Source organism: Halostagnicola bangensis (assembly GCF_054653435.1).
Genome location: NZ_BAAIGG010000002.1, coordinates 1362861 through 1376194, shown reverse-complemented (window position 1 = coordinate 1376194; position 13334 = coordinate 1362861). Strand labels below are relative to the sequence as shown.

Annotated in this window: 11 protein-coding genes and 1 tRNA gene; 6 read left to right on the top strand and 6 right to left on the bottom strand. The window is 59.9% G+C overall.

What is annotated here, in order from left to right; translation table 11 throughout:
• The first annotated feature begins 51 nt into the window (after positions 1-51).
• Positions 52-2106 (top strand): DEAD/DEAH box helicase, encoded by a 2055-nt coding sequence (locus tag ACYQ14_RS08500; RefSeq protein WP_459887068.1) that lies wholly within the window; start codon positions 52-54, stop codon positions 2104-2106.
• Between the two features lie 43 nt (positions 2107-2149).
• On the opposite strand, the gene ACYQ14_RS08495 is transcribed toward ACYQ14_RS08500, so the two are convergent.
• Positions 2150-2404 carry a pro-sigmaK processing inhibitor BofA family protein gene (locus ACYQ14_RS08495; protein WP_283836915.1) on the bottom strand — a complete coding sequence of 85 codons (255 nt, stop codon included), beginning with the start codon at positions 2402-2404 and terminating at the stop codon, positions 2150-2152.
• An 83-nt stretch (positions 2405-2487) separates the two neighbouring features.
• On the opposite strand from ACYQ14_RS08495, the gene ACYQ14_RS08490 reads away from it, so the two are divergent.
• A tRNA-Pro gene (locus ACYQ14_RS08490) sits at positions 2488-2560 on the top strand.
• Positions 2561-2875: 315 nt separating this feature from the next.
• Here ACYQ14_RS08490 and ACYQ14_RS08485 read toward each other — a convergent pair.
• Together ACYQ14_RS08485 and ACYQ14_RS08480 are read right to left on the bottom strand one after the other, a co-directional pair.
• Positions 2876-3472: a hypothetical protein gene (locus ACYQ14_RS08485; protein ID WP_459887065.1), complete on the bottom strand. Its 597-nt coding sequence runs from the start codon at positions 3470-3472 to the stop codon at positions 2876-2878.
• A 307-nt stretch (positions 3473-3779) separates the two neighbouring features.
• Positions 3780-3929 (bottom strand): hypothetical protein, encoded by a 150-nt coding sequence (locus ACYQ14_RS08480; protein ID WP_459887062.1) that lies wholly within the window; start codon positions 3927-3929, stop codon positions 3780-3782.
• Positions 3930-5266: 1337 nt separating this feature from the next.
• On the opposite strand from ACYQ14_RS08480, the gene ACYQ14_RS08475 reads away from it, so the two are divergent.
• On the top strand, positions 5267-6166 hold the full coding sequence (locus ACYQ14_RS08475; protein WP_459887059.1) for a universal stress protein: 900 nt from the start codon (positions 5267-5269) through the stop codon (positions 6164-6166).
• A gap of 160 nt (positions 6167-6326) precedes the next feature.
• A complete protein-coding gene (locus ACYQ14_RS08470; RefSeq protein WP_283836939.1) occupies positions 6327-6557 on the top strand; it encodes an Lrp/AsnC ligand binding domain-containing protein in 231 nt (76 codons plus the stop codon).
• A gap of 36 nt (positions 6558-6593) precedes the next feature.
• Here the strand turns inward: ACYQ14_RS08470 and ACYQ14_RS08465 are convergent, their stop codons facing one another.
• A complete protein-coding gene (locus tag ACYQ14_RS08465) occupies positions 6594-7469 on the bottom strand; it encodes a VOC family protein (protein ID WP_459887056.1) in 876 nt (291 codons plus the stop codon).
• Positions 7470-7684: 215 nt separating this feature from the next.
• On the bottom strand, positions 7685-8770 hold the full coding sequence (locus ACYQ14_RS08460) for a S1C family serine protease (protein WP_459887053.1): 1086 nt from the start codon (positions 8768-8770) through the stop codon (positions 7685-7687).
• Positions 8771-8924: 154 nt separating this feature from the next.
• Between ACYQ14_RS08460 and ACYQ14_RS08455 the strand changes: the two genes are divergently transcribed.
• On the top strand, positions 8925-9872 hold the full coding sequence (locus ACYQ14_RS08455) for a metallophosphoesterase family protein (protein WP_459887050.1): 948 nt from the start codon (positions 8925-8927) through the stop codon (positions 9870-9872).
• A 423-nt stretch (positions 9873-10295) separates the two neighbouring features.
• Here the strand turns inward: ACYQ14_RS08455 and ACYQ14_RS08450 are convergent, their stop codons facing one another.
• Positions 10296-11459 (bottom strand): acyl-CoA dehydrogenase family protein, encoded by a 1164-nt coding sequence (locus tag ACYQ14_RS08450; protein ID WP_459887047.1) that lies wholly within the window; start codon positions 11457-11459, stop codon positions 10296-10298.
• Between the two features lie 159 nt (positions 11460-11618).
• Here ACYQ14_RS08450 and ACYQ14_RS08445 point away from each other — a divergent pair, with 159 nt between their 5' ends.
• Complete coding sequence (locus tag ACYQ14_RS08445; protein ID WP_459887045.1) at positions 11619-13277, top strand: thiamine pyrophosphate-binding protein; 1659 nt, start codon at positions 11619-11621, stop codon at positions 13275-13277.
• The last annotated feature ends 57 nt before the right edge of the window (positions 13278-13334 follow it).

Here is a 13334-nt window from a genome sequence, read left to right as displayed (position 1 = left end):
CGAGTATTCGAGTCCGAATCGCTCAAGTAGGCCACGGTCCTATCAGCGGTCGTGTCGAAGCAGGTTCAGGACGTCGAAACGATATTTTGCCACGAGGTGGGATCGGAGTATCTCGTCGTGGTCAGCCGAGACGGAAAGCGGTTGTTTCGTGCAAAGTTGGGGCTCTCGGAGACGGATGCGGGGCCGAGACCCGCCAAATTCAGGCTCAAACAGGGCTCGACCGAAGAGCCTCGCCAACCCGACGAGTTCGTCGAACTCGCTCGGCGAGCCAAACGGATCCGCATCTCCGAGCAAACCTCTCCGCAGGGCCGAAAGGAGCTTCGGGAGATGCTCGAGGGCTATCAGTTAGACGCGAAAACGGTCCGAACCTGTCGGTACTGCGCCTCGGCCGGCCGCTACTCCCCGATCACGACAGATACGGCGATCAAGGACGATCGAGACTGGATTTGTACCGACTGTGCCAGCCAGGAACTCGAGCGCCAGCTTTCTCACGTCGGGAACGTGACGGGCGCGGCCAAAGAGCGCCTCGAGGAACTCATGCACGACGTACAGGATTTAGAGCGGATCGTCAACCTGCTCAAGGGACAGCTCGATCCCGATCTGACGCAGTTTGATACGATTTCCTCGACCACCGACGAGGTCGATCTCGCCCGCGTCGAGACGCTCGATCTCCATCCCGACCTCCAACAGCTGCTCGAGGATCGATTCGAGACGTTGCTGCCGGTTCAGAGCCTGTCGACCGACCACGGATTGCTCGAGGGCGACGACCAGCTCGTGGTTTCGGCGACGGCGACCGGGAAGACGCTCGTCGGCGAGATGACGGGAATCGACCGCGTGCTCAACGGCAAGGGGAAGATGCTGTTTCTGGTTCCCCTCGTCGCCCTCGCGAACCAGAAGTACGAGGACTTCAAAGACGAGTACGGCGATCTCGTCGACGTGAGCATCCGCGTCGGGGCGAGTCGCGTCGCCGACTCCGGCAACCAGTTCGATCCGAACGCGGACGTCATCGTCGGTACCTACGAGGGGATCGACCACGCCCTGCGGACCGGGAAGAACATGGGCGACATCGGGACCGTCGTCATCGACGAGGTCCACACGCTCAAAGAGGAAGGTCGCGGCCACCGACTCGACGGGCTCATCTCGCGGCTGAAATATACGTGCGAACAACGTGCGAAAAAGCGCGAGTCGTACGACGGTACCCAGTGGGTGTATCTTTCCGCTACGGTCGGCAATCCCAAGGAACTCGGCCGCGCGCTCGAGGCGAAACTCATCGAGTTCGAGGAGCGCCCGATTCCCATCGAACGTCACGTCACCTTCGCCGACGGCCAGGAGAAGGTAAACGTGGAGAACAAACTGGTCAAACGCGAGTTCGACACGGAATCCTCGAAGGGGTATCGCGGCCAGACGATCATCTTCACAAACTCCCGGCGACGGTGTCACGAGATTTCGCGGAAACTCGAGTATTCGGCGGCGCCGTACCACGCGGGACTGGATTATGGCCGACGGAAGAGCGTTGAGCGCCAGTTCGCTGATCAGGATCTCTCGGCGGTCGTGACGACGGCCGCGCTCGCCGCCGGCGTCGACTTCCCGGCCTCGCAGGTCGTCTTCGACTCGCTGGCGATGGGGATCGAGTGGCTCTCGGTCCAGGAGTTCCACCAGATGCTCGGCCGGGCGGGACGGCCGGACTATCACGACACTGGGAAGGTGTACGTCCTCGTCGAACCCGACTGTGCCTACCACAACTCGATGGAGATGACCGAAGACGAGGTCGCGTTCAAACTCCTCAAGGGCGAAATGGAGTCAGTGATGACCCACTACGACGAGGCGGCGGCCATCGAGGAGACGCTGGCGAACGTCACGGTCGGCGGGCGTGCGGCCAAGCGACTCAACGATCGGATGCTCGGCGAGGTGCCGACCAAACACGCACTCGGAAAGCTCCTCGAGTTCGACTTCATCGACGGCTTCGAGCCGACGCCGTTGGGTCGGGTCGTCACCGAGCACTTCCTCGATCCCGGGCAGGCGTTCTCGATGCTCGACGGGATCAGAAAAGAGGCCCATCCGTACGAACTGGTTGCGGAGATCGAACTTCGCGATACGGAGCTGTGAGGAGCGGCTTTTCTACGTGCTGAGGATACGTTTGGTTCGACGCTCAGACGAACGCGATCTCGAGCACCGAAAGCAAGATCACGAGAATCGAGCCCGGGACGCCGCCGATGGCCACGATCAGGAGCGCAATCGGCGTGATGGCCACGGACAAGTTGAACAGAGCCTGTGCGAGAAAGAGGACGAGCAAGCCGACGACTGCGTTGAGGATAAACGGTTTGACGGCCTGGATGACCTGCGATGCGCCGACGATCACCGCGAGTACCAGTACGAGAAGGAGAATCTCGAGTCCAGTTACCATAGTAGATGGTTCGTCACGAGAAGGGTAAATCGTTCGATCGCATAACGAAACCCTTTAACCTATCTACCCTAAGATGTAGGTACGGGATCGTGGGTTAGCTTGGTATACTTCGGGCCTTGGGTGCCCGTGACCCCGGTTCAAATCCGGGCGATCCCACTAATTTTGCGCCGAACAAGTTCGTGAGGCGCAAATTCGTTACATCGCGCGGATTTGAATCTCGGAAGTCATAGCCCGCACAGCGAGTGTAACGAGCGAGCAGGAATGTCTTCCGTTGGTTCAAATCCGCGCGATCCCACTCACTTCTGTCGCAAGCAAATCTACGAGTGACAAATGCGTAATGATTGCCGGATTTGCAGTAGTCCGAGGTTCTGCGTCGACGCCTACAGCGGGCCGAATTGGCTCGAGAGATACGAACGGTAATCACACCGAAAACGGAGGAAGTAGGTGGCTGTAACGTTACGCGAGCCGGGCTTATTCCGCAGGAACTACTTCGACCTCGAGATTCTCGTCGTGGGTGAACGTAGCTGCATAGTCGACACTCACTACTTCTTGGATCGTTATCGCTACCTCGCTTGGATTCTCTGGAACCGCAAATGCTGTCCACTCGTTCACGCTCTCCTCTGGTTCGAGATCGACATCTAACTTACTTACATCGTCAATAACAGTCCAATCCGCTTCGGTCCCACCGACAGCAACGTTCATTTGACGGGGGACGAAGTTGGCTGTTTCCTCGCCTGTGTTCGTTATCTCTTTTTGAATAACCAGGTGTTGTTCTCCCTCTGGAGGTCTGTGGAACTGGTCTGTCTCAGGATCACTTTGGTAGGTGTCGAACACGGTAGCGTTCCATTCTATCTCGAGCGTGGTTGTTGCACGGTCTGGGTTGGTATCTTCAGTTGTGATGGTCGGCTGTTCTGGGAGGCTCGCACCTTCCTCACTGCTTTCATTGCTCGAGTTGTTTGGTGAGTCGTTGTCCCCATTCTCGTCGCCGTTATCAGTATCTGACGTACATCCAGCAAGGGCCGCTACCGTCCCTATACCGAACGTAGCGAGGCAGTCTCGTCGTCTCATATGTGGAAATATCTGCTACCATGATATAAGCCCGGTCACATAGGTGCACGGCTGAAGTCTCAACCGAAGCCGTTTCCTCTGGTGGTTTTGTTGTGATATTCGAACAGAAACGATCGTGAGGCGATGGTCGCAAGGAATGACCGACACGGACACACAGTATTTTGACTGGATAGAGCACCCCCCATGCTTGTGTAGGGCAAAGAGCAATGAAGCTCTCATTCGGTAATCCCATCCGCTTCTGTCGCGAGTGAACGTTTGAGCGACGACTATCGGAACGAAGCGGGACCCGAACGAACACGCGCGAAGGTCAGGAATCGCAGGCGATGTGCTCGAGGGCAAGAACCATCCTGAAAAAGAGAATCTCGAGTACGCGATCGGAAGCGACCTCCCCATCGTCGACGCGATCGACTGTAATGTGAGCATCTTTGATTTCTCCGTTGTCGAGAGAGTGGTCCACCGTTCGCGATGAGAGGGATCCATAATCGCAACAGGATCGCTCTGGTGGGATCAGCGCTCGCGACCGTCGCAATCGGCGAGAGCCGAGAACGGGGGACGACTATCGACGGAATAGTGAACGACTGGAATCGAAGTTCCAACCACGTCCGGTCAGCAGTCTGTGTCTCCGGCCCCGAATAAAAAGCAGAGATAGAAAAGGGTGAGGAGCAACCACGTTGCGACCACAATTAGTAAGCTCATTTGGTGCTCACCGGGAATCTCCCGAACCGGTTGGATCGCTCATTTCCGGATGATTCTTCCGAGGGTGCGGTCATACTTTCGCTCTTCTATGAGGCGGTAGTATCCCTCCAGACCGGTAGGGCTGTATACGGAATTGGTTGTTCGATTAATAGCCACGGTTATGTTTCGAGATCTCTCACGATTTGAGAGTCCGACGCGAAACAAGGGGGGCCGACGGCGACTTCTAGACACGGATCTTCGCAAAACGCGGCGGAGAAAACACCGCCGAAGTATCGAACTATCCGTCGGATCGAGCACCGCACCCTGTCGAGGACGTTCACATCGGTGCTTCACCGTGATCGTCCCTTTCGACGAGCGACGGCGATCGCATCTTCTGTCGTGCATTGTGACGTTCGTCGAGACCAATTGCTGATGGGTTTTCTGGTAGGAATCGAACTCGCAGCTGCCCCTGACTCTGCCGGCAACCGAACGAGCACCGCCTCGAGAAGTGTAGGTTTCATTGTTCATCGTTTGTGTACCAGCCGCGTCCGTCCAGTGATCAGGGTGAAGTCAGTCAGCGACTATTCACAATCTAAATGATAGAACGGTCAAATCATTTATTCCGGTATCGGTATATTCACCAGTTTCGTGATCGCAGAATCACCGAGAAACGGTCACACCTATTTCCTTACTCTATTTGAACAGATATTATTTGAATACAAATACTATATCCAAATTCATCCGATGAGTATGAACTATATTCGACTATAGATCCATGTATGATTTTTATATTGGGTGAAATATATTCTTTGTCAGTACTTATTTCGGTTGTCTCACCGTCAGCCTCTCCTCAATTCGATTGCGTTGGAGAGGAGCCCAACACGGTTATTGCGGCGATTTCCCCGTTGGATAGATCCTGTGTCGAACCCGGTGAAGCGGAATTACTTACGAGATCACGTCTTCGATGTTTCTCTTGATTAGATCCGACCGAGCGCTATTTTTAATTCGAATAAATTTCTATAACGTTTCAATATAGCTTTGCATTCCATCTTCGCATCGGGTACCATGACTGGTAATACGAACCAAACCTATTCAGTACTACACGTTGTGGTCTCGAGTATGTCCCAGCCATCAGCGAACCAGCCGGTCCTCGTCGCGGTTGGTTCTCCGTCTCACGTCGAACAACTGGTCCGAACGGCTGGCGACCTCGCCAGACTCGAGGACGGCGTCGTCCGAATCGTTTCGATCGCCGTCAAGCCACATAGTTCTCCGTTTTCGCTGTACACGGACGAGACGATCATCGAGGAGTACCCCGGAAACAGCCGCGAGATCCTCGAGCGAGCGATCGAAGTGGCACCCGAAGACGTGACGGTCGAAAGCGAGGTGATCGTCGCCCGATCGGTCGTCGACGGAATCATGACGGCGGTGACGGACTCACAGGCGCGCGCACTCGTCGTCGGATGGCGGGAGCGCCAGGGTCGGACGAACGCCGTCCTGGGAACGACCGTCGACCAGTTGATCGAGCGCGTTCCGTGTGACCTCTACGTCGAGCGGATCGGCCACGAGGCCAACGGCGTCGATTCGATTCTCCTGCCGGTCGCCGGCGGACCCCACGTCGGCCCTGCGGCGAGAGTGGCAACGGCGATCGCCGCCAGCAATGACGCCGCCGTCTCCGTTCTCTCGATCGCCCCTCCCGATGGCAATTCGGAGGCCGCACACGGATACGTCACCGACGCAGAAATCGCCCTCGAGACGGCGGCCGATCCGACGGTTCGAATCGATGCCAGGATCGAACGGGGAGCGAATGTCGCTGATGCGATCGTCGAGAACGTTCCCGAGCACGACATTCTCGTGTTCGGTGCGACTCGCCAAAGCGCGCTTCACCGTCGATTCGTGGGTTCGATCCCGCGGGCGGTCGTCCGGCGGACCGACCAGACGGTGATCCTTGCTCGCGCCGGCAACGTGGTCGGTGAACCAGTTCTCAGGCAACTGAGACAGTTCCTGACACCGTCGCAGTAGGAACCACCGTCTGCATCGAGGACTGCGCCGGTGCGACGGTCAAATTAGTCTACCGACGGGCTGAGTGGGTAGATGGGACTGGCCAACTGCGTAGACGGGTCAACCGCGTGGATGGGACGACCCCTCGAGATTAATGGAGTCGAGCACGTTCCGGGAGATAATGGTACGGACATACACACTCCTCACGTGCGCTGCTGGAACCTCTGAACGGGTTTGTCGGGAGCTCTCGGCGGTCGACGGTGTCGACGGAGCGCACGTCGTTGTCGGCGAATTCGACGTGATCCTCGAACTCGAGGGGCCCGACGTCCAATCGTTGCTCCGCCTCGTTAGTGTGGAAATCCGCCCTCGCGAGGGAGTCGGGACGACGAGAACGTACGTCTGTCTGGATTGATCGCGGATCGATCGCGAGAGTTCTCGTCTCCGAGGATCAGGTCCCGTTCTCGAGTCGAACCCGAACCTCGATTCCGTCGGGATCGGTGACGTCGAACCCGTCGTCGTGCTCGGAGAGGGTGCCGCCGGTAGCTCGCACGCGGTCACAAACCGCTGTCAACGCCGATCCGTCTGGAACGGTGATTTCGAACCAGGCGACCCCTTGCCCCGAGGCGGGAGCTGACCGTCGGTTCCAGGTGTTTACGGCGACGTGGTGGTGATAGCCGCCCGCGGCGAAAAATAGCACCGAGGGAGCCGGCTCGACTGCGATATCGAAGCCGATTCCATCCTCGTAGAACGCGCGAGCGTCGTCGATAGCGCTCACCTCGAGGTGTACGTGACCCACCGTCGTTTCCGGATCGATTACGTCCTCGACCACGATACGTTCTCCCTCTGGCTGATCGCTCGAGGCGGCCAGTAGCGACTCGAGATCGAGGGGATTCGATCCCATTTCGACATGTCCGCCGCTCGTCGACCACCGGTCGCGCGGTCGGTCGCGATAGATCTCCACTCCGTTGCCCGCTGGATCGGTGAGATAGAGCGCTTCGCTGACGTCGTGGTCCGACGCACTCTCGAGTTCCCACTGCGCTCGGATCCGCCTTAGCGCATCGCTAAGCGCGGCTCGGGAGGGGACTCTGAACGCCGTGTGATAGAGCCCCGCTTTCGCCCGGTCGCGCGGAGCGGCGTTCTGATCCTCGCCTATCACGAGCAATGTCCGTCCACCGGCACCGAGTGTCGTTTCTCCGGAACTCTGGGAGCACACCTTGAGTCCGACGACGTCTCGATAGAACTCGACCAGTTCCGAACGGTCGGACGCGAGAAGCGAGACTCGTCCGATCTGCGTGCCGGACGGAAGCGAGCTGGCCCGTGTCATATTCGAACGGAGGCGGCACACGCTTGTAAGTATCGTCATGCTGCGGAGACGTATCGAGCGTCAGTATCGTCATATCGTCCGTTTCGAAGTCCCTGACTGATACATTTCGGGCGACCACCGTGTACGCTCATCTCGTTCTTGTTCGCACTCGTGTCCATTACACTCATATATTCGTAACAGTTATCGCTTCTGACCGTACATACACAAGGTCGATTTCACAGTTCGTCTCGAGCGCCGAGCGTCACCTCGAGCTCCGTTCGTTCGCCGTCACGAATAACTCCGATGCTGATCGTTTCGTCGGGCGACGTCTCGAGTGCGAGCTGTGTAGACAGAAAGTCCTGGTTCGGTATCTCCCCGTCGGCGAGTTCGACGATCACGTCGCCACCGACGGGAACGAGTTCGTCTTCGACGAGCGCCGTTTGGTCGGCCGCTTCGAACACGCCGTCGGCGGGAGAGCCGGGGGCGATTTCGGCGACCAGAACGCCGCCCGGTTCGTCGATGGTATTCGCTTGTGCGATACGCGGCGTTAGCGGGACGACGCTGACGCCCAGATACGGATGGTCGTAGGTGCCGTCCTCGATCAGTGACGGAACGACCCGCTCGGCGAGCGGTGTCGAGATCGCAAAACCGATATTTAGCCCCGGTCCGGCACCCGCGAAGACGACCCCGACGACGTCTCCCTCGAGCGTGACGAGCGGACCGCCGCTGTTTCCCGGATTCACCGGGGCGTCGGTCTGAATCGCCGCCGGAATGTTGAATCCGGTCGGACTGGGCAGCGAGCGGTTGATGCCGCTCACGATCCCCTGCGACGCCGACGCATCGAGTCCGAGCGGATTGCCCAGTGCGACGACTTCTTGTCCGATATCCGGTGTCGCTTCGGCGACGGGCAACGATTCGACGTAGTCGGGCAACTCGTCCGCCTCGAGAACCGCGAGGTCGCTGTAGGGATCGGTTCCGACGACCGTTGCCGACTGCCAGTCTTCCTCGACGAACTGGATATCGAGCTCGTCGACAGTGCTGACGACGTGCTCGTTCGTAATGATGTACTCGTCCTCGTAGACGAACCCCGATCCGATGCCCTCCTCGTGATCGGTTCCCGAGGTCTGAACGAGAACCACGCCGTCGATCGCCTCCTCGTAGAGCGTCGCGTACTCGCTCTCCTCGAGTTCATCTCCCTCAGTCGAGTCATCGTCGCCGCTGTCGTCTTGAGCGGCACCGCTCAGGCTAGCGAAACTCCCGGCGGCGATCGTTCCACCGACCAGTTCCATAACCGTTCGCCGTGTCGCTCGTGGCTGTTTCATAGTCGGTTGTCCACGACAAACCGTTTAAAACGCCGCTCTACAGAATTGATCGGTTCCGTACCCGACGAGTTTCCGGTTCGGAGCGACCGCTATATCGTGTTGCTGGGCGGACGGGGGAACTTTACACCGCTCGAGACCGTCAATCGGCTCGAAGATGCATCGACCGCACGCCGGCCAACTGCTCGCACGCCTCGAGCGACCGACGACGACCGAGCCCACGACGCTCGCGGTTCTTTCGGACGTTCACCTCGCGACGGACGCCTCCGGAACGTGGAAAGTGCTTCATCGAACGGAGCGCCACCTTCGGGCCGCCGTCGAGTGCGTAAACGACCGGGCGATCGACGGCGTCGTCGTCGCGGGGGATCTCTCGCGCGACGGAACGCCTGCACAGCTCGACCGGTTCGACGAACTCGCAGATTTCGAGCCGCCGATGGTTGCGGTCCCCGGCAATCATGATTTACCGACGACGTTCGACGACCACGAATCGGCGTCGATCGAAGCGTTCGAACGCCGATACACGCCGGGTGAATTGCCGTTTCGAACCCGATTCGGCGATCTTGAGGTAATCGGCCTCAACAGCCACGCCGCCAGACCGGCCGCTCCCGCAGAGACGTGGGACGGACGCATCAGCGCCGAGCAGTTGATGTGGCTCGACGAGACGCTTTCCGACGTCGACATCGATTCGACGCTCGTCACGGTTCATCACAATCTGCCTGCGACGGGTGACCTGTACGAGCGCTACCGAGCCGAACTGCCGGTCGGTGGATCAGTGCCCGGTTTTTCGAACCCGGAACCGCTGGTCGCATTACTCGCGTCCCGCGACGTGGCACTCGTGGTAACCGGCCACCTTCACTTCCCAGCGATCGAAGAGACGGACGGCGTTCGAGAGCTCACGGTTCCCGCCGTCTCGTCGTTTCCGCACGCGTTGTTGCTCCTCGAGATCGACGAGCGTGGGACGACCGTCCGATCCGTTCCGTTGACCGATGCCGACGGCATGGTCGAGTCGATTGCCCACGGGTACGAAAAGGATCGCGTGTTGCTTTCGGCGGCCCAACTCGGCACGTTTCCGCTCGTGGACGAGTTCGAATCCGCTCGCGACTGATTCGTTCCGCTGGGCGAAACGAACCGGATGGATCAATTTTTCGGCGGCGTTTCTGCTCGGAACTCGAGGATCTATCGTTCCGCCGAATCGCCAATACCGCCCCCGGCAACCCACCAATACCGCCCTCGCCGAAGCGCCAATATCGCGCTCGGTAACCCACCAATACCGCCCTCGCCGAAGCGCCAATATCGCGCTCGGCGCCCTCGGAATCGCACGTGTGGATTATGCGAGTGTTCTCAAAACAGCCGTGTCTTCCCCAAGACACCTCCGCCGTTGACGGAACTATTACGCCGTCTACGGAACGAACGCGTTTCACTCGACAGAACTCCCGTTCGTCTCCATTGGTTCGTACTGTCAATCACCGTTCCGGAGAGTGAAACGCTGAGAGGAGACGAACGACGAACGATTCCGCGACCCCGTCGCTCACTGGTAGGCCGAAATCCCGGTCAACTCTTCGCCGAGGACGAGCGTGTGAATGTCGTGGGTTCCTTCGTAGGTGTAGACCGTCTCGAGGTTAGCCATGTGACGCATCGGGGAGTAATCGGTGGTGATGCCGTTCCCGCCGAGCATCTCGCGGGCGACTCTGGACTGATCGCGAGCCGCGCGGACGTTGTTTCGCTTGGCCATCGAAACGTGGGCCGGACGCATGTCGCCGCGTTCTTTCAGCTCCGCGAGTCGATGGGCAAGGAGTTGCGCGAGCGTGATCTGAGTCGCCATTTCCGCGAGCTTTCGTTGCTGGAGCTGGAACTGAGCGATCGGGCCGCCGAACTGCTCGCGGTCGGTCGCGTACTGCCGTGCGACCTCGAAGCAGTCCCGCGCCGCGCCGACGGCTCCCCAGGCGATGCCGTAGCGAGCCTGGGTCAGACAGGAGAGCGGCCCCTTCATCCCCTCGACGCCGGGGAGAACGTTCGCTTCCGGAACGAAGACGTCGTTCAGTCCGATTTCGCCGGTGATCGAAGCCCGAAGCGAGAGCTTCTCGGTGATCTTGTTGGTGCTGACGCCATCCCAGTTGGTTTCGACGAGGAAGCCGCGCACCGGATCGCCCTCGCTCGAGCGGTCCCGCGCCCAGACGACGGCGATGTCGGCGATGGGGGAGTTCGTGATCCACGTTTTCGAACCGGTGAGTCGGAAGCCGTCGTCCGTCCGCTCGGCGAACGTTTCCATCGCCGTCGGATTCGAGCCGTGTTCGGGTTCGGTGAGCCCGAAACAGCCGACCGCCTCGCCCCTGCCGAGTTTCGGGAGCCACTCGTCTTTCTGCGTCTCGCTCCCGTAGGCGTGGATGGGATACATGACCAAGGCCCCCTGCACCGAGGCCATCGATCGAAGCCCCGAGTCTCCGGCCTCGAGTTCCTGCATCAACAGCCCGTAGGCCGTTTCGGAAACGTTCGGCGAGCCGTACCCCTCGAGGTTGGGGGCGTAAAAGCCCATCTCTCCCATCTTCGGGATCAGCTCTTTCGGAAACGTGCCGGCTTCGAAGTGCTCGCCGATTTCGGGCTTGACGTGTTCCTCGACGAACTCCCGGGCCGTATCCCGGATCATCCGTTCTTCCTGATCGAGGTCTTCCTCGAGGGTGACGAAATCCAGCATACGTGATAACAGATAAACAAGGTGATAGGCGTTGCGGTCACTGCTATCTTTCGAAGTTCTCTCAGCCATTTGGTTCGACCCTCGGTTTTCGGTTCCACGAGGACGGTCGATTCGGCGCTCGGCAGAGACGCTAAGTGGTTCGTTCACAAGGGTGAACGTATGAACGTCAGTCGAGCCGTCGTCGATCGCCTGGTTGCAAACGGGGTCGATACCGTCTTCGGTATCCCGGGAAAGCAGACGCTCCCCCTGAACGAGACGATCGACGACCGGGACGATATTCGCTTCGTGATGGCCCGACACGAGACCGCGGTTACCCACCAGGCGTGGGGGTACGCGGAGGCGGGCGGCGACCTCGCCGCGACCGTTGTCGTCCCCGGGCCGGGCGACATGAACGCCACGAACGGGCTGAAAAACGCGTTCAACGATTGTACGCCCCTAATCCACTTCGCCGTCGAGACGGGTCCCGAACTGCGAGGAGGCGATGGAATCCACGAGACGCCGCCGGACACCTACGACAACGTCGTCAAAGCGAACGTCTTAGTCGACCAGCCGGAGAGTACGGCGGTCGTTGTCGAGGAAGCCATCGCGACCGCGTTGACACCGCCGTACGGCCCCGTTCGAGTCGGTATCCCGAAACCGTTTCTCCCGAAGGACGTTCCGGTCGCGACGCCCGGAGAGTACAGCCGCGAGCATCTCGAGGGCGCTTTCGAACCTGACCTCGAGGTCGCACGGAACGCGCTCGCGGAGAGCCAGTCGCCGGTGATCCTCGCTGGCGGCGGCGTTCGGACGGCGAACGCGAGTCCGGAACTCGAGCGCGTCGCGGAGATCCTCGATGCGCCGGTCGTCACCACCTACAAAGGAAAGGGCGTCGTCCCGGAGGACTGGGAATTTTTTGCGGGAACGCTTTCGGGGAGTGCATCCCCCGAATTACTCGAGTGTCTCGCGACGGCCGACGCGGCGCTCGCGGTCGGAACGGACCTCGACGCCCACGCGACTCGCGGATGGAGCGTTGAACTCCCTGATACCCTCGTCCACGTCACGCTTGATCCCGGCGATCTGGGCAACGGGTACGAACCGACGGTGGGAATCGTCGCCGACGCGACTGCCGCGCTCTCGGACCTCGCCGGGGCTCTCGAGGGGAGCGAATCCGCAAACTCGAGGGCGGATGCGAGCCAAAGCGGCGCGGAACGCGCAACCGCGGTTCGAGAGGCAACGAGCGATCGGATCGACGACCTTCGCGGATCGACGCCGCCGCTGACGTCGGTGAGCGCACTCGAGGCAGTCAGGAGCGCCGTTCCGCGGGAGGCCGTCGTGACGGCCGACGCCGGCGGTTCTCGCGTCTGGGCTCTTACCGTGTTCGAGGCGTACGGCCCTCGATCGTACGTCAACCCCGGCTCGTGGGCGTCGATGGGAGTTGCCCTCCCGTCGGGGATCGGTGCACAGCTCTCGAACCCCGATGGGGATGTCGTGGTGTTGATCGGCGACGGCGGCCTCATGATGTGTGTTCACGAACTCCACACTGCCGTCGCCGAGGAACTCCCGATCACTGTGGTCGTGTTCAGAAACGAGGATTACGCGATAATCAGCGAGGAAGCCGGCCGGTCGTACGAACTCGAGGACGACGCGTACGCCTGGCCCGACGCGCCGATCGATTTCGTCTCGTTGGCAAACAGTTTCGGCATGACCGCTCGCCGCGCAGAAACGCCAACGGAGATTCGAACGGCGGTCGGCGAGTCCGTCAACGCGGACGAACCGACGCTCGTCGAGATTCCGACCAACCCGCGGGAACCGCAGGCGAGCGAGTGGATGGCCGAGTGAATGTAGCGATTGCTGGGTAAGAACAGGCCGAGACCACTGACCTCTCAACTCGAGAAG

Excerpts from the sequence above, each read along its gene's own strand:
- ACYQ14_RS08495 (WP_283836915.1), bottom strand. The coding sequence starts at position 2,404 with ATGGTAACTGGACTCGAGATTCTCCTTCTCGTACTGGTACTCGCGGTG.
- ACYQ14_RS08485 (WP_459887065.1), bottom strand. The coding sequence starts at position 3,472 with ATGAGACGACGAGACTGCCTCGCTACGTTCGGTATAGGGACGGTAGCG.
- ACYQ14_RS08465 (WP_459887056.1), bottom strand. The coding sequence starts at position 7,469 with ATGACACGGGCCAGCTCGCTTCCGTCCGGCACGCAGATCGGACGAGTC.
- ACYQ14_RS08455 (WP_459887050.1), top strand. The coding sequence starts at position 8,925 with ATGCATCGACCGCACGCCGGCCAACTGCTCGCACGCCTCGAGCGACCG.
- ACYQ14_RS08450 (WP_459887047.1), bottom strand. The coding sequence starts at position 11,459 with ATGCTGGATTTCGTCACCCTCGAGGAAGACCTCGATCAGGAAGAACGG.
- ACYQ14_RS08475 (WP_459887059.1), top strand. The coding sequence starts at position 5,267 with ATGTCCCAGCCATCAGCGAACCAGCCGGTCCTCGTCGCGGTTGGTTCT.
- ACYQ14_RS08470 (WP_283836939.1), top strand. The coding sequence starts at position 6,327 with ATGGTACGGACATACACACTCCTCACGTGCGCTGCTGGAACCTCTGAA.
- ACYQ14_RS08460 (WP_459887053.1), bottom strand. The coding sequence starts at position 8,770 with ATGAAACAGCCACGAGCGACACGGCGAACGGTTATGGAACTGGTCGGT.
- ACYQ14_RS08445 (WP_459887045.1), top strand. The coding sequence starts at position 11,619 with ATGAACGTCAGTCGAGCCGTCGTCGATCGCCTGGTTGCAAACGGGGTC.